Annotated in this window: 19 protein-coding genes and 1 tRNA gene; 14 read left to right on the top strand and 6 right to left on the bottom strand. The window is 62.7% G+C overall.

Annotated features, from left to right (window positions below; genetic code table 11):
* Window positions 1–115: 115 nt before the first annotated feature.
* Complete coding sequence (locus FGK64_RS10605; protein ID WP_138863760.1) at window positions 116–1,546, bottom strand: Glu/Leu/Phe/Val family dehydrogenase; 1,431 nt, start codon at window positions 1,544–1,546, stop codon at window positions 116–118.
* A 319-nt stretch (window positions 1,547–1,865) separates the two neighbouring features.
* On the opposite strand from FGK64_RS10605, the gene FGK64_RS10600 reads away from it, so the two are divergent.
* From FGK64_RS10600 to FGK64_RS10590, 3 genes are read left to right on the top strand one after another with little or no spacing between them, the layout of a single operon-like run.
* On the top strand, window positions 1,866–3,455 hold the full coding sequence (locus FGK64_RS10600; protein ID WP_246057728.1) for a pilus assembly protein: 1,590 nt from the start codon (window positions 1,866–1,868) through the stop codon (window positions 3,453–3,455).
* The gene (locus FGK64_RS10595; RefSeq protein WP_138863758.1) at window positions 3,452–3,994 is read left to right on the top strand and encodes a TadE/TadG family type IV pilus assembly protein; all 543 of its coding nucleotides are present in this window, start codon (window positions 3,452–3,454) and stop codon (window positions 3,992–3,994) included. Before FGK64_RS10600 ends, FGK64_RS10595 begins: the two co-directional genes overlap by 4 nt.
* 3 nt (window positions 3,995–3,997) lie before the next feature.
* Window positions 3,998–4,591, top strand: a complete 594-nt coding sequence (locus FGK64_RS10590; protein WP_246057727.1) for a TadE/TadG family type IV pilus assembly protein — start codon at window positions 3,998–4,000, stop codon at window positions 4,589–4,591.
* Here the strand turns inward: FGK64_RS10590 and FGK64_RS10585 are convergent.
* Window positions 4,588–5,067 carry a hypothetical protein gene (locus tag FGK64_RS10585; RefSeq protein ID WP_138863757.1) on the bottom strand — a complete coding sequence of 160 codons (480 nt, stop codon included), beginning with the start codon at window positions 5,065–5,067 and terminating at the stop codon, window positions 4,588–4,590. The two genes, FGK64_RS10590 and FGK64_RS10585, sit on opposite strands and share 4 nt — an antisense overlap.
* A 338-nt stretch (window positions 5,068–5,405) precedes the next feature.
* Between FGK64_RS10585 and FGK64_RS10580 the strand changes: the two genes are divergently transcribed.
* A complete protein-coding gene (locus tag FGK64_RS10580; RefSeq protein WP_171054032.1) occupies window positions 5,406–6,128 on the top strand; it encodes a Hint domain-containing protein in 723 nt (240 codons plus the stop codon).
* Window positions 6,129–6,323: 195 nt separating this feature from the next.
* Window positions 6,324–7,235: a pirin family protein gene (locus FGK64_RS10575; RefSeq protein WP_138863755.1), complete on the top strand. Its 912-nt coding sequence runs from the start codon at window positions 6,324–6,326 to the stop codon at window positions 7,233–7,235.
* A gap of 31 nt (window positions 7,236–7,266) precedes the next feature.
* On the opposite strand, the gene FGK64_RS10570 is transcribed toward FGK64_RS10575, so the two are convergent.
* The gene (locus tag FGK64_RS10570; protein WP_138863754.1) at window positions 7,267–7,857 is read right to left on the bottom strand and encodes a TetR/AcrR family transcriptional regulator; all 591 of its coding nucleotides are present in this window, start codon (window positions 7,855–7,857) and stop codon (window positions 7,267–7,269) included.
* A gap of 125 nt (window positions 7,858–7,982) precedes the next feature.
* On the opposite strand from FGK64_RS10570, the gene FGK64_RS10565 reads away from it, so the two are divergent.
* The 5 genes from FGK64_RS10565 to FGK64_RS10545 all read left to right on the top strand — a co-directional run bounded on the left by FGK64_RS10565 (window position 7,983) and on the right by FGK64_RS10545 (window position 12,866).
* The gene (locus tag FGK64_RS10565; RefSeq protein ID WP_138863753.1) at window positions 7,983–8,291 is read left to right on the top strand and encodes a hypothetical protein; all 309 of its coding nucleotides are present in this window, start codon (window positions 7,983–7,985) and stop codon (window positions 8,289–8,291) included.
* Between the two features lie 83 nt (window positions 8,292–8,374).
* Window positions 8,375–9,661, top strand: a complete 1,287-nt coding sequence (locus FGK64_RS10560) for a homoserine dehydrogenase (protein ID WP_138863752.1) — start codon at window positions 8,375–8,377, stop codon at window positions 9,659–9,661.
* Between the two features lie 209 nt (window positions 9,662–9,870).
* Entirely contained in the window at window positions 9,871–10,836 is a 966-nt protein-coding gene (gene glpX / locus FGK64_RS10555; protein ID WP_138863751.1) for a class II fructose-bisphosphatase, read from the top strand.
* Window positions 10,837–10,957: 121 nt separating this feature from the next.
* Complete coding sequence (gene recJ / locus FGK64_RS10550; RefSeq protein ID WP_138863750.1) at window positions 10,958–12,700, top strand: single-stranded-DNA-specific exonuclease RecJ; 1,743 nt, start codon at window positions 10,958–10,960, stop codon at window positions 12,698–12,700.
* Between the two features lie 91 nt (window positions 12,701–12,791).
* A tRNA-Glu gene (locus FGK64_RS10545) sits at window positions 12,792–12,866 on the top strand.
* Between the two features lie 165 nt (window positions 12,867–13,031).
* Here FGK64_RS10545 and FGK64_RS10540 read toward each other — a convergent pair.
* Both FGK64_RS10540 and hisN read right to left on the bottom strand, forming a co-directional pair.
* Complete coding sequence (locus FGK64_RS10540; RefSeq protein WP_138863749.1) at window positions 13,032–13,277, bottom strand: hypothetical protein; 246 nt, start codon at window positions 13,275–13,277, stop codon at window positions 13,032–13,034.
* Between the two features lie 221 nt (window positions 13,278–13,498).
* The gene (hisN, locus tag FGK64_RS10535) at window positions 13,499–14,305 is read right to left on the bottom strand and encodes a histidinol-phosphatase (protein ID WP_138863748.1); all 807 of its coding nucleotides are present in this window, start codon (window positions 14,303–14,305) and stop codon (window positions 13,499–13,501) included.
* A gap of 204 nt (window positions 14,306–14,509) precedes the next feature.
* On the opposite strand from hisN, the gene FGK64_RS10530 reads away from it, so the two are divergent.
* The 4 genes from FGK64_RS10530 to FGK64_RS10515 all read left to right on the top strand — a co-directional run bounded on the left by FGK64_RS10530 (window position 14,510) and on the right by FGK64_RS10515 (window position 19,053).
* Window positions 14,510–15,517, top strand: a complete 1,008-nt coding sequence (locus FGK64_RS10530; protein ID WP_138863747.1) for an ABC transporter substrate-binding protein — start codon at window positions 14,510–14,512, stop codon at window positions 15,515–15,517.
* Window positions 15,518–15,599: 82 nt separating this feature from the next.
* Window positions 15,600–16,631: an ABC transporter ATP-binding protein gene (locus FGK64_RS10525; RefSeq protein ID WP_138863746.1), complete on the top strand. Its 1,032-nt coding sequence runs from the start codon at window positions 15,600–15,602 to the stop codon at window positions 16,629–16,631.
* Window positions 16,628–18,304 (top strand): ABC transporter permease subunit, encoded by a 1,677-nt coding sequence (locus tag FGK64_RS10520; RefSeq protein ID WP_210236561.1) that lies wholly within the window; start codon window positions 16,628–16,630, stop codon window positions 18,302–18,304. Before FGK64_RS10525 ends, FGK64_RS10520 begins: the two co-directional genes overlap by 4 nt.
* Complete coding sequence (locus FGK64_RS10515; protein ID WP_138863745.1) at window positions 18,304–19,053, top strand: DeoR/GlpR family DNA-binding transcription regulator; 750 nt, start codon at window positions 18,304–18,306, stop codon at window positions 19,051–19,053. The genes FGK64_RS10520 and FGK64_RS10515 overlap by 1 nt, the downstream gene beginning before the upstream one ends.
* An 89-nt stretch (window positions 19,054–19,142) precedes the next feature.
* Here FGK64_RS10515 and FGK64_RS10510 read toward each other — a convergent pair whose 3' ends face one another.
* Entirely contained in the window at window positions 19,143–19,622 is a 480-nt protein-coding gene (locus FGK64_RS10510; RefSeq protein ID WP_138863744.1) for a hypothetical protein, read from the bottom strand.
* Between the last annotated feature and the right edge of the window lie 24 nt (window positions 19,623–19,646).

Genomic DNA, 19,646 nt, shown 5'->3' with positions numbered 1-19,646 from the left:
CGCCGCGCGGGTTTTCGACAGGAACATGTCTATGCGCGACCAGATCGGTCGTTTTTGCAACCGGGGTCGCAGCTTGGTCGGTCCGCCGATAAGGCCGGCGGACCGCGCTTGCGTGCTACAGCCCCTTGGCGCGATAGCTGGCCGCCACCTTGCCAATGCTGACCAGATAGGCAGCGGTGCGCAGGTCATCCACATCCCCGCGGCCATGCCAGACTTCGCGCATGGACTGGTAGGCAATGCGCATCGTGTCATCCAGACCCGAGCGCACGAGTTCAAGTTCGCCCGCGCCACGCAGGTACTTTTCCTTGAACCCGGGGCTGAGCGTCCAGCCAAGATCGCGGTCGGCAGACAGGCGCTCCAGTTCTTCGACGATCAACTGGTGGCGCGATTCCTCCTGCCGACGGCCCATGCGGCCAAAGCGGATGTGGCTCAGGTTCTTGACCCACTCGAAGTAGGAAACGGTCACACCGCCCGCGTTGGCGTACATGTCGGGAATGATCACCGTTCCCTTCTTGCGCAGGATATCGTCGGCTCCGGCGGTGACGGGGCCATTCGCGGCCTCGATGATCAACGGGGCCTGAATCCGCTCGGCATTGCCAAGGTTGATGACACCCTCCATCGCCGCCGGGATCAGGATGTCGCAGGGTTCTTCCAGAACCGTCGCGCCGTCTGCCACATGCTGCGCATCGGGGTAGCCCGTCACCCCGCCGTGGTTCGCGATCCAGTGATGCACCGCCTCGACGTTCAGGCCATCCTTGCTGACCAGCGCGCCATCGCGTTCGATGATGCCGACGATCTTGCAACCGTCTTCTTCCGACAGGAACTTGGCCGCGTGATAGCCCACGTTGCCAAGGCCCTGAACGATCACAGTCTTGCCATCCAACTCTCCCGACAGCCCGGCCATCTCCACATCGCGTGGATCGCGGAAGAATTCGCGCAGGGCGTATTGCACACCCCGCCCCGTTGCTTCTGTTCTGCCCTGGATACCACCGGCATTGATCGGCTTGCCGGTCACGCAGGCGCGCGAGTTGATATCGGTCGTGTTCATGCGCGCGTATTGGTCGGCGATCCACGCCATTTCACGTTCGCCCGTGCCCATGTCGGGGGCGGGTACGTTCTGACTGGGGTTTATCAGGTCGCGCTTGATCAGCTCGTACGCGAAGCGGCGCGTGATCTGTTCCAGCTCGTGTTCGTCATACTGGCGCGGATCAATCCGCAATCCGCCCTTGGACCCGCCAAATGGCGCTTCAACCAGCGCGCACTTATAGGTCATCAGCGCGGCCAGCGCCTCGACCTCATCCTGGTTCACGCCCATCGCGAAACGAATGCCGCCCTTGACCGGCTCCATGTGTTCGGAATGAACCGAGCGGTAGCCGGTAAACGTGTGGATCTGCCCGCGCAGCCGCACCCCGAAACGCACCGTATATGTGGCATTGCAGACGCGGATTTTCTCCTCCAGCCCCGGCGGCAGGTCCATCAGCGCCACCGCGCGGTTGAACATCAGATCGACACTTTCCCGGAAACTTGGTTCGTTCGCCACCGCCATCGACATATCTCCTCGTTCGTTCGGCTCGGTCGTTCCCCTAGTAGTCGCCAGATCGTGACAATATGCAAACACGAGTTGCATATTTTTTGAGCGTGGTCGCAATTCGGACGGAAATTCCAACAAGTTTATGGATTTATCCGGCTTTGTTCCCTTCGCGCGAACAACCCCCCGATTTAACCCGGATCGTCGCCAGATCGCGCCTCGAATACACCGAATTCCGCCCGGTTCTGCCCCATTTCAGCCCGAATTTTCGCCGACAAGTTTCGGGATGTATTCCGTTCCCGCGTGCCGCGCCCCTCGGCGGCAGAAGAGGTAGACAATGACTGTGCCACAAGACCGAATTCCTGCATTTGACATGCCGGCGGCAACGCCGGCACATGCAAAAGCTTCGAAACGACTAAAACGATTTGCTCGCGACGAAGAGGGAACGCTGCTGATTTTCGGCGTCTATATCTTCGTGTTGATCCTGATGGTGGGGGGTATCGGGATCGACCTCATGCGGTTCGAGCGTGACCGGTCCGAGCTGCAATACACGCTGGACCGCGCCGTTCTGGCCGCCGCCGACCTTGAACAGACCCTGGAACCCGCCGACGTGGTTCGGGATTATTTCAACAAGGCCGGACTTGGCAGCAACCTTCGGGCGGTGTCGCTGTCTCAGGGACTGGGCTATCGCACCGTGTCGGCTACCGCAGATGCCGAGGTGCGCACGCAGTTCATGCACATGACCGGGCTGGATACGATGACGGCGCCCGCGAAGGGCACCGCCGAAGAGCGGGTCAGCTCGGTTGAAATTTCGCTGGTGCTGGACGTGTCCGGTTCGATGAGCCGCAACAACCGTCTGGTCAACCTCAAGACATCGGCCAAGGAATTCGTGGATACGCTTCTGGGCGGCATGACCAATGCCTCGTCGATCTCAATCATTCCCTACGCCACGCAGGTCAACGCGGGCGAGCCACTGCTGAGCAAGTTCAATGTCTCGAACGAACACAGCTATTCGCACTGCGTGAACTTCATCCCCGAACAGTTCAAGAAAACCGATATCAAGGTCACCGACGATCTTGAGAGGACGGCCCACTTCGATCCCTTCACCTATTCCGAAGGCTCGATCGACCTGCCCGTTTGCCCGGTGCGCGCAGGCACCGCAATCCTGCCCCTCAGCGGGAACCGCGAACAGCTGCACGCGCATATCGATTCGATGACAGCCGGTGGCAACACCTCGATCGACCTGGGCATGAAATGGGGCGCCGCCATGCTCGATCCGAGCCTGCGCGGCCCGGTTGCCCTGCTGGCCGCCGAGGGCGAGGTTGATCCCCGGTTCGTCGGTCGCCCGCTGGACTATGACAACGGCGAAACGCTGAAGATCATCGTGCTGATTTCCGATGGCGAAAACACCGATCAGTATTTCCTGAACCCCTCGCTGCGCACTGGCGATTCGAATGTTTGGTACAACGCAGTGGCCGATCGCTACAGTGTGTACCATTCGCAGGGCAATCCGCACTTCTGGTGGCCGCATCGCAATCGCTGGGAAGATCACCCCTATGGTGACGAGGAAACCGGAGACGCCGTGCGCCTGCCTTATACCGAGCTGTTCAACCAGGCGTCGCTGCGCTGGATCGCGAATTATCTGTACAGCTATACTAACAGCGCCAGCGGCCAATGGTTGTCTGCCGCTTATGAAAAGCGCGAATCTTCAGCCAAGAACCAGTACACCAAGCACATTTGCGGTGCGACCAAAGACAAGGGCGTGATCGTCTACACGATCGGGCTCGAGGCGCCGAAGGTAGGCCTGCGCACGCTGAAGGATTGCGCCAGCTCTGACAGCCATTTCTTCGAAGTCGAAGGGCTTGATATCGCCGATGCCTTCTCGGCCATCGCAACCTCGATCCGCAAACTGAGGCTGACACAATGATTACGACAGTTTGGAACAGGGTCCGCCGCTTTGGGCGGGCCGAGGACGGCGCCGCCGTTGTCGAATTCGCCATCACCTTTCCCGCCATGCTGATGCTGCTGCTGTCATCGGTCGAACTGGGGATGGTCAGCCTGCAACACGCGATGCTGGAGCGTGCGATGGACCAGACGGTGCGCGACATCCGCCTGTCCACCGGCGCCGCGCCACAGCACGATGAAATCAAGGATCTTCTGTGCGAACGCGCCGGGTTCATCGACAGCTGCCGCGAGAACATGCTGCTGGAGATGGTCCAAGTAAACCCGCGCGAATGGGGGGAAGGTATTTCCGATACACCCACCTGCACCGACAAGTCGGAAGAGGTGGCGCCCAAAGTGCACTTCAAGAACGATGCGCTGGAGAACGATCTGATGATCCTGCGCGCCTGCGCCAAAATCGACCCGATCTTCCCCACGACCGGGCTTGGTAAGAACATCAAGAAGGACGGCGCCGGGCAATTCTCGCTCGTCGCGATTTCGGCCTTCGTTCAGGAACCGAGGTAAGCCATGTTGATGCACGCCCTGAAACGCCGCCTGTCCCTGTTTGCCCGTGACACCTCGGGCAACGTCACCATCGAATTCGTGCTGGCAATGCCGATCCTGTTCTGGACGTTCATGGCCTGTTACGTCTTCTTCGATGGCTACCGGCAAAGCTCGCTGAACCTGAAGGCCGCCTATACAATCTCGGACCTTATCTCGCGCGAGACCGAAGGCATCAACGACGCCTACATCGACAGCATGGTCGAGGTTATGCGCCTGATGACGCGGGCAACCTCGCGGGTGGATGTGCGAATTTCGGTGATCCGCTGGGACGAAGGCGAAGAACGGTATTACCTCGACTGGTCCGCCAATCGCGGTTACCCGGCCGAACTGACCGATGCCAACATCTCGGACATTGAATCGCAACTGCCGGTGATGCCCGACAACGAGCGCGTGATCCTGGTGGAAACCAACAATGTCTTCGTGCCGCTGTTCAACGTCGGGCTCGACAACATCAACCTCGACAACTTCGTCTTCACGCGGCCACGCTTCGTGTCGCAGCTGGTCTGGGAAACGCCCGACGACTACCCCGAGGACAATTCGCCCGACGATCCCGTCTAGGGCGCGCCATCTCGGGCCAGAAGGTGCATGCTCAGCGCTTCGGCCATTGCCTTTGTCTGATGCGCGGCGGCAACCCCGCCCACCCCGATCCGGCGCCCCATGCGCCACCACAAACCCGGCCGCCACCCACGCGCGCCGGGTTTTTTCGTGCGGATCAGAAACCCGTTTGACGGTTTGAAGGCAAATGTGCCGCGATCCACGGTGGCGATGTCGTCCAGCGCCACGATGGTCCCGGCGACACTGTCGCGCAGTTCGGTCCGCGTCAGCTCCAGACGCGCGGTCGTGGCACGGCGCATACGTTCCGCCGTCCACAAAGCGATGCCGCCCACCAGCATCAGGAAGATCTGCCACAGCAGGTCGGGCGGCGTGGCAAAGGCGACATACAGCACAAGGAAGGCCACGAACGCCAGCATCGCGATCCCCATCCACCGCCGGATCGCCGAGGCTTCGACCACGGCCAGAATTTCATCATCCATGTCAGCCCTGCCCCTTGTTGCGCGCGCGCCTGCCTGTGTCGCCGCCTATCGACGCACCTGAAAGGCCTTTCTGCGCGGCCCCGCGCCGCCGCGCAACCCCCGAGCCGTCGCATCGCTCTCGCCTGCAACCCCCAAGTGAGTCGGCCGAGTCGCACACCCGGAATGCGGCAAAACTTTGTCACTGTTTTCCCAGTGGCAATTTCGCAGCCTCTGGTTGCAGGACTGTTTCCAAAATCACCCCGAAAAACGTGCGAATTAACCTGAATCGGGCAAATTTCTGGTGCGGAGACACTGCTGGGGATACCTACAATTTTATGAAACACCTTAACGAGTTCCCCATGTTCAAGACATTCGGCGCATCCCGTTTCCGCCGTGTCGATACCGCACCGGCCATGGCGCATGTTGCGCTATCTGGGCCGGACCATGCTTCCGTTCCGGCCTCTGTTCCGGCCCGGGCGCGTCCGCTAACCGAGGCGGCCGAAACTCCGGCCGCCCCGGCTCCGCTATGTGGCACCGCCCTTGATCTCAAAGCCGAAGACGCGCTGCTTGCCTCGGTCATGGCGAAATCCGCTGCGCCGACACGCGACGAAACGCGTGCCGCTTCCGACCGGACAGCGCCCGTCAAATGGACGCTTCCCGGCTTCGATGGCAAGTGCCGTATCGCCACCATCTTTGGCGACCTGCCGATCGAGGCGCTGCGCCGCCGCGACAAGGTGAAAACGATCACCGGCGCCTACCGCGAGATCCTGTGGATCGACAAAATCCGACTGGATGCCGATTTCATGGCCCGCCACCACGCTGCCCATCCGGTCCACATTCGGGCCAAGGCCATCGGCGGCACCTATCCTGCGCGCACCATGCTGGTGTCGCCGGGACAAATGATCTGGTCGCCGAATGTGTCGGGCCAGTTCACCGCAGTTCCCGCCGCGCGACTTGTCGGGCTGCCGGGCGTTCAGACGCTGCCGCGCGGCGACATCACCTACTATCGGTTCCACACCGGAAACGACGAAAAGATCAGTATCGACGGCGCATGGTTTTGCGTCGGACCTGACAGGGGCTGAATAAGAGCCCCTCGTTCGGGGCATGAGTTCGGGGCGTGGTTTTCGCCCCGGTGCGGACTGTTTCCCGCACGTGTTGTTTGTAAAGAGTACCCTGTTTACCGCGCGCCGCTGCACATGAAACGTGTGCAGCGGCGCATTGTTCTGCACACACGCACGGTTATATTGGTAGCAACCATTCATCAGGAGGCTGACACCATGTCGATCCGTCCCGTTACCGAAACCCGCCACGCTCAGCCCACCATGGAGGGCGCCGGAGTCAAACTGCACCGTGCCTTCGGGTTTCAGGACCCGACCGAGCTGGACCCTTTCCTGCTGTTCGACGATTTCCGCAACGAACGCCCCGAGGATTTCCTCCGCGGTTTTCCCTGGCATCCCCATCGCGGGATCGAGACCATCACCTATGTGCTGTCGGGCACCGTCGAACACGGGGATTCCCTTGGCAACACCGGCACGCTTGGCGCCGGAGATGTGCAGTGGATGACCGCAGGGTCGGGCATCATGCACCAGGAAATGCCGCAAGGGAACGCGCAGGGCCAGATGCATGGGTTTCAGCTGTGGGGCAACCTGCCCGCCGCGCAGAAAATGACCGCGCCGCGCTATCAGGATGTGTCGTCGGGTGAGATCCCCGAGGTCGTGGACGATGACGGCACCCGCGTGCGCGTGATCGTGGGCAGCTTCTGGGGCAAGACGGGCCCGGTCGATGGCATCGCCGCCGATCCGCAGTATCTTGATATCTCGATCCCCGCCGGGGTGCGCAAGACGTTTCGGATCGACACCTATCGCCGGGCGTTTGCCTATGTCTTCGAAGGGGCCGCCGCCTTTGCCGATGCCTCGGCCCCGACCGGCGTGCTGCTGGAAAAGGAAGTCGCCGGGCAAGAGGTGAACATTCGCGATATGTCGGGCAACCGCACTCTGATCCGCTTTGGCACCGGGGACGAGGTGACAGTGCAGGCCGGGCCAGAGGGCGTGCGGTTCCTGCTGATCTCGGGCGCGCCGATTGCCGAGCCGGTGGCCTGGCACGGTCCGATCGTGATGAATACCAAAGCCGAGCTGATGCAGGCCATGACCGAGTTGCGCAGCGGCACCTTCATCAAGCCCGCCCATTGACACTTTGGTGCCGCCCTTCGGGGCGGCGCTTTTAACCCGCCGAAAGCGACTTGCGCACCATGTCCAGATACAGGTCTTCCACCTGTTCCAACGTCAGACGGCCACCCGGCCTGTACCAGGTATTGACCCCGTTCAACATTGCAATCACCGCCAGTGTCGCCACACGCGGGTCGGGCACGGCAAATTCCCCTGCGTCAATCCCGGCCTGAAGGATTCGCTCCGGAATGGTCTCATACCGGCGACGCAGGCCCTCGACGCGGGCGAAATTCTCGGGTGTGAGATTGCGCAGCTCCATGTAGGCGATGAACACCGCATCGGGCCGTTCAAGGTGAAACCCGATGTGGAACCGCACAAACGCCGCCAACTGCTCTTGCGGCGTGCCTGTGCTCTTCAGCGTGTCCCAGCCCTCCAGCACCTCGTGCAGATGGCGTTCCATCAGAGAGAACAGCAGCGACTGCTTGTCCGGCGTATAGTTATACAGGGCCCCCGCCTGCACGCCGACCTCTGCCGCGATCTGGCGCATCGACACGGCTGCGTACCCCGCCTGCGCGAACAGCCGTTCGGCCACCCGGCGAATGCGCGGGCCGGTAATGTCAGACGAGGATCCTTGCGTGCGAGCCATGGCCAAACGCTATCTGAACACCCGTTCAAATAGAAGCCCAAGATCATCCACCCTTCGCACCACGCGGTTGCACCGCCGCGCGGCGCAGTGCAGGATGCCATCGCACACCGCAAGGAGCCCAGACATTGCCCCGGATTCGCGCAGTTCTTGCCAGTACGGCGCTGGTCGCCAGTGTCGCGGGCTGTATCGATGTGCCCGACCTCGGAGAGCGGATCGCCCCTGATCTGCGCGATGCACCGTTCCCAACCCTGATTCCCCTTGATGCCAGCCTGACCACGCCGGCCACCCCCAAGGAAGATGGCGCGCAACTGGCCCGTCAGCTTGACGCCCGCCGCGCCGCTTTGCAGGCCCGGGCCCGTCGCCTGCAGGCCGGCGCCCCGCCCCTGTCAGCCGATGACCGCGCGCGGTTGAATACATCCGTCACCGACAACTGACCCAAGGTTCTTTGACGCGTTGCGCCGCTCGGGCGAAACGGCTAAGGCACGGCAAACCGAAAACGTTTTGGAAGGACAGGCAGATGGCGGCACCTTTGCGCCTTGGGATTGCAGGCTTGGGCACGGTTGGCGCGGGGGTTGTGCGGATCGTGCGAACCCATGCTGCGATGCTGAGCGCCCGCACCGGGCGCGAGATCACCATCACCGCCGTTTCTGCCCGCAACCGTGACAAGGATCGCGGCGTGTCTTTGACGGGCTACGAATGGGAAGACGACCCCGTCGCCCTCGCCCGCCGCGACGATATCGATGTCTTCGTCGAGTTGATGGGCGGATCGGACGGACCCGCGCTTGCCGCCACCCGTGCCGCGCTGGACACCGGCAAGGACGTGGTGACCGCCAACAAGGCAATGCTGGCGATCCACGGCCAGACTCTCGCGGAAGAGGCCGAAGCCAAAGGCCGCGCCATCCGCTTCGAGGCCGCCGTAGCCGGCGGCATCCCCGTCATCAAGGCGCTGACCGAAGGGCTCGCCGGCAACCAGGTGACCCGGGTGATGGGCGTGATGAACGGCACCTGCAACTATATCCTGACCCGGATGGAAAGCGCCGGACTGGGCTATGACACCGTGTTTCAGGAAGCCTCTGACCTTGGCTATCTCGAGGCGGACCCCACGCTCGACGTGGGCGGGATCGATGCAGGCCACAAACTGGCACTGCTTTCATCGATCGCCTTCGGCACCCAGCCCGATTTTGCAGGCATCGACATCGAGGGTATAGAACGCATCAAGATCGACGATATCCGCCAGGCCGCCGACATGGGGTATCGGATCAAGCTGCTGGGCGTGGCGCGCCGCACGGGTCGCGGACTGGAACAGCGCATGCAGCCCTGCCTCGTGCCCGCCGACAGCCCGCTGGGCCAACTCGAAGGCGGCACCAACATGGTGGTGATCGAAGGCGACGCGGTAGAGCAGATCGTACTGCGTGGCCCCGGCGCCGGCCAGGGCCCGACGGCCAGCGCGGTGATGGGCGATGTCTGCGACCTGGCGCGCGGCTTCCGCCTGCCCACTTTCGGGCAGCCCGCAACCACGCTGGAACAGGTCCCGCCCGCCACTTCCGGCCTGCCGGCGCCCTTCTACCTGCGCATGACGCTGGTCGACAAACCCGGCGCGCTGGCCCGCGTGGCAACGCTTCTGGGCAACGCTGGCGTCTCCATCGACCGGATGCGCCAGTATGGCCACTCCGAGGGCGCGGCGCCCGTGCTTTTCGTCACCCATAAGACCACCCGCGCAGCGCTGGACGAGGCCATCGAGGCCATGCGCCAGACCGATGTCATCGTCTCGGAACCGGTGGCCCTGCGCATCGAAAGCGTCTAGGCTACGGCCCCTTCCCGCTTCTTTGGGACATAAATATCCCGGGGGACTCCGGCACAGCCGGAGGGGGGCAGAGCCCCCTCCAACACCGCGCCAAACGCCACCGGATCTTGTGCCACTGGCACCGCAAGGCTAAACCCATGCCCAACTAGGGCGCATGGGACGTGCCCGTGCAGATCGCAGCCAAGCCACGAATCTCAAGGGACAGCCCGATGTCGGATACCGCAGAATTTCACGATCGCATGTTGTCTCTGGGCCTTGCCCGGGTGGCCGAGCAGGCAGCGCTGGCTTCGGCGTCGCTGGTCGGGCGCGGTGATGAAAAGGCCGCGGATCAAGCCGCCGTCAACGCCATGCGCGAGCAGCTGAACCTTCTGGACATCAGCGGCGTCGTGGTGATCGGCGAAGGTGAACGCGACGAAGCCCCGATGCTGTTCATCGGGGAGGAGGTCGGCACCGGCAAAGGCCCCGGTGTCGATATCGCCCTTGACCCGCTGGAAGGCACCACGCTGACCGCCAAGGACATGCCTAACGCGCTGACCGTCATCGCGATGGGTCCACGCGGGTCGATGCTGCACGCACCCGATGTCTATATGGACAAGCTCGCCATTGGCCCGGGCTATCCCGAGGGGCTGGTGACGCTCGACATGCCGCCCGCCACGCGGATCTCGGCGCTGGCGACCGAAAAGGGCTGCGCGCCCAAGGATATCACCGTCTGCATCCTGGAACGCCCGCGCCACGAGGCGATGATTGCCGAAGTCCGCTCGACCGGCGCGTCGATCCGGCTGATCACCGATGGCGATGTGGCGGGCGTGATGCATTGCGCCGACAGCGCCATGACCGGAATCGACATGTACATGGGCACCGGCGGCGCCCCCGAAGGCGTTCTGGCGGCCGCGGCGCTGAAATGCATGGGTGGCCAGATCGAAGGCCGTTTGCTGTTCCGCAACGAAGATGAAAAAGCGCGCGCCGCCAAGGCCGGCATCAGGGATCTGGACCGCGTCTACCGCCGCGACGACATGGTGACGCGCGACGTGATCTTTGCCGCAACCGGAGTAACCGGAGGCACTCTGCTCCCCGGCATTCGCCGTGAACCCGGCTGGGTCACCTGCACCACGTTGCTGATGCGGTCGAAAACCGGATCCGTGCGGCGTATGGAATACCGCACGCCCTTCGAGTGATCCGAAGCCATTGCGCTGGCCCACAGGGCAGAGGCCTCCGGCGGGAGTATTTCCGGAATAATGAAAAAGCGGGTTTCGCCGGGGGGCCGGCGGATTCCCCGGAAGATAAGGGCCAAGCCGCGTGTCATTTCTGAATGTTGAAACTTCGCTGACCGGGCGGCGTTGGGTTGGCGCCTCGGTCGAGGTGGAGCGTGCCGCCGAGTTGATCGAGCAGACCACCGCCTTGCCCGCCCCGGTCTGCCGGGTTCTGGCCCGGATGGGCGTGGCCGCGCATGAGGCGACCGGATTCCTGACGCCGCAGTTGCGTGATCTGCTGCCCGACCCACGTGGGCTGAAGGACATGGAAAAGGCCGCCGCACGTTTCATTGCTGCAGTGGTGCGGCGCGAGCGCATTGCCGTTTTTGCCGATTACGACGTGGATGGCGGATCTTCCGCCGCGCTGCTGCTGGTCTGGCTGCGCGAGATGGGGGTTCGGGCAACGCTATACGTGCCCGACCGGATCGACGAAGGCTATGGCCCCAATGACGAAGCCATGCGCGCCCTCGCCCGCGATCACGATCTGATCGTCTGTGTCGATTGCGGAACCCTGTCGCATGGTCCGATCGCGGCCGCAGAGGGCGCCGAGGTGATCGTGCTGGACCACCACCTGGGTGGCGAGCATTTGCCGCCCGCCGTGGCCGTGGTCAATCCGAACCGGCAGGACGAGGACGGCGCGCTGGGGTATCTTTGCGCGGCCGGGGTCGTGTTCCTGATGCTGGTCGAGGTGCGCCGTCAACTGCGCGAGGCCGGGCGGCCCACAGGACCGGACCTGATGGCTCTGCTTGATCTGGTGGCGCTGGCGACCGTGGCCGATGTGGCGCCCTTGATCGGGGCCAACCGGGCGCTGGTGCGGCAGGGATTGGTGGTTATGGCGCGGCGCGCCCGGCCTGGGCTTGTGGCACTCTCCGATGTGGCGCGGATGGACCAGGCGCCGTCGGCCTATCACCTTGGGTTCCTTCTGGGCCCCCGTGTCAACGCCGGTGGACGCATCGGCCAGGCCGATCTGGGCGCGCGCCTGCTGGCCACCGACTCGCCGCACGAAGCTGCCGCGCTGGCCGAGCGCCTGGATGCGCTGAACACCGAGCGGCGCGAAATCGAAGCCGCCGTGCGCGCCCGCGCGATGGAGCAGGCCGAAGCGCGCGGGCTGGCGGAACCGCTGGTCTGGGCGGCCGAAGATGGCTGGCATCCCGGCGTTGTCGGGATCGTTGCTGCCCGCATCAAGGAAGCCACCAACCGCCCTGCCGTGGTGATCGGATTCGATGGTGATATCGGCAAAGGCTCGGGCCGATCAATCCCTGGGGTTGATCTTGGCGCGGCGATCCACCGGCTGGCGCAAGAGGGGTTGCTGATCGCCGGGGGCGGACACAAGATGGCCGCCGGGCTGACCGTGGCGCGCGATCGTCTGGACGCTGCGATGGCGCGCCTGTCGGAGCTTTTGGCAAAGCAGGGTGCGGGCAACGCCGGGCCCGCCGATCTGCGCCTTGACGGGACGCTGATGCCAGCCGCCGCCACCACCGAGTTGATCGCAACGCTCGAGCAGGCCGGGCCCTTTGGCGCCTCGGCCCCGGCCCCACGGTTTGCCCTGCCCGATCTGCAAGTCGCCCACGCGCGCGAGGTTGGTTCGGGGCATTTGAAAGTGCGATTGCGCGACGGCATGGGCAATGGAATCGACGCGATTTCCTTTGGCGCTTTCGACACCGATCTTGGCCCAACGCTGAGCAACCACGGTGGTGCACGCTTTCACGTGGCCGGGCGGCTTGAGATCAACACATGGGGCGGTCGCAGCAGCGTTCAGCTGCGTTTGGACGACGCTGCAAAGGCCTGATCCGGCGAGGAAAAAAAAGAATTCGCACGATTGCCATTTTTTCCTCTTGCGCCCCTCGGCGGGATTACTTAAAGACCCGCTCACACCAAGTGGCCCGTTCGTCTATCGGTTAGGACGCCAGGTTTTCAACCTGGAAAGAGGGGTTCGATTCCCCTACGGGCTGCCATTTGGTGTGATGCTCCTGTACAAAATAGCTGGCGTTGTTGACTTCCGTCGGTCCGATTGTGGACGACGTTTTGCGGCGTGGTCCATTTCGGGGCAAAAGCAGTTCGTGCAATAGACTTCCTTGGTTCTGGTCCGGACGGAGTGAGCCGCCCGAGTTTCTTCAGGTTCATCCACTGCCGGGAAGGGCATCGCGCAGCGATGTCCTGAGAGGAGCGATCCCCTGCCGTTCCAGCATCATTTGGATGCGGCGATAGCCAAACCGACGCCTCTCGGCTGCGACAGCCTCGATCGCGGCCCTCGCCTCGGCATGGTCCGGTCGCACGCTGCGATAGCGCACGCCCGACCGTTTCACCGCCAATGCCTTGCATGCCCGGCCCTGGCTCACACCGTGGGCTTCCACGACATGCGCCACCGCCTCCCGCCTGACGCCGGGCGGTACCACTTACGCGAGGCCACGATCTTCTGGATGGGGCCCGGCCGTAGGCTTGTACCCGTCCTTACGTATCAAGCTCTCGACATTCCGTGCGGAGCTTGGGGCCGTACGAATGCACAGTCGTCCGGGCCCCTTTGGAATCGGCGCTGCGGTCGCACGCGCCCCTCTAGGGCTGCGTCCCCTGGGGCCGGAACGTCCGATCACCGCGCTTGAGCGTTGGACTTCAGTACGGCAATCGCCTCTGCATGCAAGGCCGCACTGGCGGCTGCAATCACCCTGCCCTCCGAAGCCAACGTCAGCGGCTGACCAGTCCAGTCGGTGATGACGCCCCCTGCGCCTTCGACAACCGGAACAAGCGCCATGTAGTCGTAGGGTTGCAGGTTCATCTCGACCAGCAGGTCGACATGCCCCGACGCAAGAAGACCGTATCCATAACAGTCTCCGCCAAACCGGCGCATGGCGACCTTTTGTGACAGCGTTTCGAACCGGGTCAGTCCTGACGCGTCAAAGCTGTCGGGGCTGGTTGTATAGAGAATTGCCTCTGCAAGGGTGGTTCGCCCGCTGGTCTGGCAGGGAACGCCGTTCAGAACCGTAGGCTTTCCGCGCTGACCGGTCCAGCGCTCGCCCGTTGGCGGGATAGAGATGACACCCAGTTCCAGCACGCCATGCGCACGGCAAGCGATCAGTGTGCCAAAGGTCGGCATACCCGACAGAAAGCTTTTCGTGCCGTCAATCGGGTCGATGACCCAGATATGCGACGCGTCAAGCCGCGCGCTGTCTTGTTCTTCGCCAAGAATACCGTGCGCGGGATAGGCCTGCGTGATCTGGCGCCGCATCTCGGCCTCGATGGCCCTGTCGGCTTGCGTCACGGGCGAATGATCGGATTTCGATTCGATATCCAGCGGCTTGCGAAAATAGGTCATGGCCATCACGTCGGTCGTGTCGGCGAGGGTCATGGCGAACTGCGCAAGCTCATCCGTCTCCGAAAGGTGTGAAAGATTTTGCATGAATTGCCTCAAATGCAGGTCCGGCGGGCGGGGAACGCCTGCTTTTGAAATAAACCGTAGACAAATGCCACAAAAACGCAAGACTACACAAATAACCCCAGACCCCGCAGACGGGTCGGACAACAAGAACGGGTTGTTTCAGGGCCCGCAGACAGCCGGACAGCGATCCGGACAAACACGAGATGGATCAACAAGGAGATTACCATGAAAACCTGGATTCAGACCGCCGCAGTGTCGATGTCGGCCCTGTGCCTTGCCGCGCCGACACTGGCCGATGAACTAACCGTTTATACCGCGCTCGAAGAAGAAGAGATCGCGGCCTATATCGAGGCGGCGCAGGCCGCCATGCCCGACACCGAAATCAACGTGCTGCGTCTGTCGACGGGCAAGCTGGGCGCGCGCCTGCTGGCCGAGGCGGGCAACCCGCAGGCCGACGTGATCTGGGGCTGGGCCGCCAGCGCGATGATGGACCCGCAGATCCTTGAGATGCTGGAGCCCTACGCAGCCAAGGGCGCCGATGTACTGCCCGACACGTTCCGCGGCGCAGATGGCAAATGGTTCGCTCCCATCGGCTATATGGGCGCATTCTGTGTGAATACCGCGCGGCTGGAAGAAAAAGGCCTGCCGATGCCGAAAAGCTGGGCCGATCTGGAAAACCCCGCATTCAAGGACGAAGTCCTGATGCCCGACCCGAATTCCTCGGGCACCGGCTATCTGCACGTGAACGCCGTGTTGCAAAGCATGGGCGAAGAGGCCGGCTGGGCGCAGCTGGAAGCGGTCGATCCGAACATGGCGCAGTACACGTCTTCCGGGTCGAAGCCCTGCAAATCGGCCCGCGTCGGGGAATATACCGTTGGCATCTCGCTGGCCTTCACCGCGATGCAGTCGATCGAAGAAGGCTATCCCTTGGCGATGGTTTTCCCGGAAGGCGGCGTTGGATACGAGCTTGAGGCATCGGGCCTGATGGCAAGCTCCGACAATATGGAGGGTGCGAAGGCCTTCCTCGACTGGACGATGTCGGACGAGGCCATCGGTCTTTATCAGAAGTACAAGGCGCTGATCACCATCCCGGGTGTCGATGCCTCGGAAGCGGCCGAGAAAGCCGGGCTTCCTGCTGACATCTCGACAGTTCTGGCGGATGTGGACTTTGTGAAGGCCGCAACCCAGCAAACCGCTGTGAAAGAACAGTGGAAAGAAAAGTTCGGTCGTTAAGCCGGCCACGGGGCGGCCAACGCCGCCCCGCCCCCCGCGGCCCCGAGGGGTTGCCAAAAACACGCAGGAAAGCACGCCCTTCATGTATCTGACCGTCAGCGACGCCACCAAGACCTACGGTAGCTTCACGGCACTCGACAAGGTGTCGATCGAGATCGAAAAGGGCGAATTCGTCTGCCTTCTGGGGCCATCGGGATGCGGCAAGACAACGCTGCTGCGGCTGATCGCCGGGCTGACCGATCTTGACAGTGGCGACATCACGCTAGAGGGCGCCTCTTTGGCCGATCTGCCCGCCCGCAAGCGTGGGTTCGGCATTGTGTTCCAGTCCTATTCGCTGTTTCCCAACATGACCGTGGCCGAAAACATCGGCTACGGGCTGAAGATCCGCGGCGCACCCAAAGGCGATATTGCATCCCGGGTCAAAGACTTGCTCGAACTGGTCAAGCTGCCGCAGGTCGCCGACAAGCTGCCCGGCCAACTCTCGGGCGGGCAACAGCAGCGCATTGCGCTTGCGCGCGCCATCGCGGTCGACCCGCGCGTACTGCTGCTGGACGAACCGCTCTCGGCGCTTGATGCCAAGGTGCGCGCGACCCTACGCGACGAAATCCGGCAGGTTCAGCGCAGCCTTGGCATTCCGACGCTGATGGTGACGCACGATCAGGAAGAGGCGCTTGCGCTGGCCGACAAGATCATCTGCATGAATCACGGCGTTGTGGTACAGGCCGGAACGCCCGAAGATCTTTACCACCGCCCCGCCACCCGCTTTGTCGCGGAATTCATGGGCATCAGCAATTTGCTGACGTCCGAGACGGTCACCCGGTGCTTCCCCGATCTGTTGGCAACGCGCCCGACGGGTGGCGACAGCTATCTGGCGTGCATCCGACCCGAGCAGATTGGCGTGACACCGGACGAAACCGGCACGGCCTCGGTGCGCAGCATCAGTTTTCTGGGCAACCTGCGACGGCTGGAAGTGGACAGCCCTGCCGGACCGCTTCTGGTGGAAACGCACGGTGCCAACCCCTGCCATGTAGGCGACCGCGTGGCGCTTGGCATCGGTGGGCAAGCGTGCACATGGGTCCTGGATGATGTCAGCCAGAGCGCGGCGGCCGAATGATGAACACCGCCGCCTCTTCTCCCCGCCGCCAGTTCGACGCCGACCGGCTGCTGACGCTGGCCTGTGTCGGGCTGCCGCTGCTGGGTCTGATCCTGTTCTTCGCCTATCCCATGGCGATTGTCTTCCTGCGGTCGATCACCGTTGGCGATAGCTATGGCATCGAAAACTATACCACCGTTCTGGGGTCGTCCGGGTTCTGGCGCGCGACGCGGCATTCGCTGGTCATGGGTGGTGCGACCACGGCGCTCAGTGTTTTTCTGGGGTTCATCATTGCGCACGCCCTGTATCGCTGTGCGTTTCGCGGCAAATGGCTGATCCGCGCCATTATCGTGCTGCCGCTGCTTGCCCCGTCGCTGGTGCAGGCGCTTGGTCTGATCTTTCTGCTGGGACGCAACGGGGTGATCAGCCGCGCGCTTGGAGTCGAGATTGAAATCTACGGGTTCTGGGGGCTGCTGATCGCCAATACGCTGTACGCCCTGCCGCAAGCGGTGATGATCATCGGCGCCGCGCTTGTCCTGCTGGATGCGCGCACCTACGAGGCCGCAGAGGTCATGGGCGCCCAGCCCTGGCGGCAATTCCGTGACCTCACCCTGCCCGCCGCGCGGTTTGGCATTCTGAATGCGGCCTTTGTGTGCTTCACCATCACGATCACCGATTTCGGCAACGCCGCGGTGATCGGCGGTGACTATTCCGTCCTTGCGACCGAAATTTACAGTCAGGTGGTCGGGCAGCGAAACTTCAACATGGGGGCCGTTGTGGGCATCATGCTGCTGCTGCCGACAGTGATTTCATACGCCATCGAGCGGCAGGCGATAAAGCGGCAGCAGGCGGCGCAAACCACCGGGCAAGTGCCCTTTCGCCCTAGTTTTTCGCCCCTGCGCGATATCAGCATGGCTTTTGTCTCGGCGCTGATCTGCGCCGGGATCGTGGCGGTGATCGCAATCGTGGTCTATGCCAGTTTCGTCAAGCTTTGGCCCTACAACATGGGGCTGTCGTTCAAACATTACGACATAACACTGGCAGGCGGCTACGGGTCCCTGTGGATGACGATCGTGATTTCGCTGGCGGCGGCCGCTGGCGGCACCATCGCGGTGTTCCTTCTGGGGCTGGGCCTGCGCCGCCTGCCACAGGCGCTTGCGCAACCGATCCAGATTTTGGCCGCGATGCCAGCCGCAGTGCCCGGTATGGTGCTGGGCCTGGCTTATATCCTGACGTTCAATTCCACGGCGACGCCGCTGTACCTTCTGTATGGCACGGCTGCGCTGATCGCGATCGTCAATTTCTACCACTACCACACGCAGGGGTTCCTGACCGTAGCCACCGGCTTTCGGCAATTGCCCCCCGCCTTGGAAGAGGCGGCAGGATCGCTTGGCGCGGGGCTGGGGCGCACCGCGCGCGACATCGTGGCGCCATTCATCGCGCCGATGCTGGTGTCGGTCTTTTTCTTCCTGTTCATGCGCTCGATGGTGACGTTGTCGGCGGTCGTGTTCCTGACAACCCCGAACCTGAGCGTGGCCGCCGTGACGATCATGCGGCTTGACGATGCGGGGCTGACCTCGCAGGCAGCTGCCTTTTCGACTTGCGTGATGGCGGTTGTCTGTACGGCGGTTCTGTTTATGAAGCTGATCCTGTTGCTGATGAACCGGCGCAGCGGGTCCAGGGAAACGAACTGATGTGGGCAAAGGAGCGTCATCAGCGGATTTTGTCGATGTTGGCCGCGACCCAGCAGGTCAACGCCAACGATCTGGCCGAGATGATGGGCGTTTCGCGGGAAACCGTACGCCGCGACCTTCTGGACCTTGAAGAGATTGGCAAGGTCGCCCGGGTTCACGGCGGTGCGGTGCTTCCGCAGGCGCGCACCGAAGATCCGTTCCGCGAGCGGCTGACAACCCAGAACCGCGCCAAATCCGAGATCGCGAAAAAGGCGGTCGAGCTGATCCAGCCGGGCCAGACTCTTATGGTGGATGCCGGTTCAACCACCGCCATCTTCGCGAAAGAGCTGGCCAAGGTGCCGGGCATATCCGTCATCACCAATTCACTGGACATCGCCATCACGCTGCAAGCCGCCGATATCGACATCCTGCTTCTGGGCGGTCGGATCGCCGCGGATGTCCCTGCCAGCGTGGGCGAACTTACCCTGTCCGAAATCCGCCGTTTTCAGGTTGATCTGTGCTTTTCCGCGCCGGTGGCCCTGCACCCGAGAAAAGGCGCGTTCTTCTACGATCTGCAAGAAGCTGAAATTTCAATTGCAATGGGGGCGCAAGCACAGCGCTCGATCATTCTGGCAGACCACACCAAGCTGGGGGCCACCAGCCGAGTGCAGTCCTGGGATGTAGATGCCATCGACACACTGGTGACCAGCAAGACCGCGCAGGACGAACAGCTGGACGCGTTTCGACAGATGGGTATCGACGTTATCTGACGCGATCCGCCCGGCTCGACCGACAGCGCGACAGTTCTTGCCGATCCGGGCTTCGGCAAGAGCTGTTGCACCGTCAGCGACCATCGCACCTAGGCGGGCACCGCGTTTGCCCGGCCCATTGCCGCCCGTTCAATCCATACGAAAACTCCGACAACGCCTGCCTGCACCAGCACGAAAATCGTACCCAGCAGGTTCGCCGGAACGAAGGCCGCAACAACAAGGCTGGCAACGATCCATCCGAGATTGCCAAGAATGACGATCCAGCCCAAGGCCCTGTTCCCTGTGCTGGCTGCAAGAGTAATCAGGGCGGCCACGGGCAAAAGAAGGATGCCAGACCAGAAGATCAGCCCGGCCGGCATCCCCAGCAGGGCCGCAACCAAGCCTGATGCCGCAGCAAGGGCCGCGCCCATGACAAGGCAGAGGATGGCATCCAGGGTGAAGATCGTTTTTGCGTTCAGTTCAAACATCGCTTCCGCTCCTTCGCAGGGTTCAACTGCTTTGAAGCGTCGGGGAAAGCGCGCCGCGCGTCGATTACCTGGCACGTCATAGAATGCCGCCGCCAGAAACATCGGGATTATGACCTGAAAGGTAAT

Source organism: Arenibacterium halophilum, from assembly GCF_005938225.1.
Classification (GTDB): domain Bacteria; phylum Pseudomonadota; class Alphaproteobacteria; order Rhodobacterales; family Rhodobacteraceae; genus Arenibacterium; species Arenibacterium halophilum.
Note: the sequence above shows the minus strand (reverse complement) of the source record. Positions and strands in the feature narration are given on the sequence as shown.

Coding starts and splice junctions, on each gene's coding strand:
- FGK64_RS10520 (WP_210236561.1), top strand. CDS start 16,628: ATGATGAACACCGCCGCCTCTTCTCCCCGCCGCCAGTTCGACGCCGAC.
- FGK64_RS10530 (WP_138863747.1), top strand. CDS start 14,510: ATGAAAACCTGGATTCAGACCGCCGCAGTGTCGATGTCGGCCCTGTGC.
- FGK64_RS10595 (WP_138863758.1), top strand. CDS start 3,452: ATGATTACGACAGTTTGGAACAGGGTCCGCCGCTTTGGGCGGGCCGAG.
- FGK64_RS10600 (WP_246057728.1), top strand. CDS start 1,866: ATGACTGTGCCACAAGACCGAATTCCTGCATTTGACATGCCGGCGGCA.
- FGK64_RS10605 (WP_138863760.1), bottom strand. CDS start 1,546: ATGGCGGTGGCGAACGAACCAAGTTTCCGGGAAAGTGTCGATCTGATG.
- FGK64_RS10590 (WP_246057727.1), top strand. CDS start 3,998: ATGTTGATGCACGCCCTGAAACGCCGCCTGTCCCTGTTTGCCCGTGAC.
- FGK64_RS10580 (WP_171054032.1), top strand. CDS start 5,406: ATGTTCAAGACATTCGGCGCATCCCGTTTCCGCCGTGTCGATACCGCA.
- hisN (WP_138863748.1), bottom strand. CDS start 14,305: ATGCAAAATCTTTCACACCTTTCGGAGACGGATGAGCTTGCGCAGTTC.
- FGK64_RS10575 (WP_138863755.1), top strand. CDS start 6,324: ATGTCGATCCGTCCCGTTACCGAAACCCGCCACGCTCAGCCCACCATG.
- FGK64_RS10560 (WP_138863752.1), top strand. CDS start 8,375: ATGGCGGCACCTTTGCGCCTTGGGATTGCAGGCTTGGGCACGGTTGGC.
- FGK64_RS10510 (WP_138863744.1), bottom strand. CDS start 19,622: ATGTTTCTGGCGGCGGCATTCTATGACGTGCCAGGTAATCGACGCGCG.
- FGK64_RS10570 (WP_138863754.1), bottom strand. CDS start 7,857: ATGGCTCGCACGCAAGGATCCTCGTCTGACATTACCGGCCCGCGCATT.
- FGK64_RS10585 (WP_138863757.1), bottom strand. CDS start 5,067: ATGGATGATGAAATTCTGGCCGTGGTCGAAGCCTCGGCGATCCGGCGG.
- FGK64_RS10515 (WP_138863745.1), top strand. CDS start 18,304: ATGTGGGCAAAGGAGCGTCATCAGCGGATTTTGTCGATGTTGGCCGCG.
- glpX (WP_138863751.1), top strand. CDS start 9,871: ATGTCGGATACCGCAGAATTTCACGATCGCATGTTGTCTCTGGGCCTT.
- FGK64_RS10525 (WP_138863746.1), top strand. CDS start 15,600: ATGTATCTGACCGTCAGCGACGCCACCAAGACCTACGGTAGCTTCACG.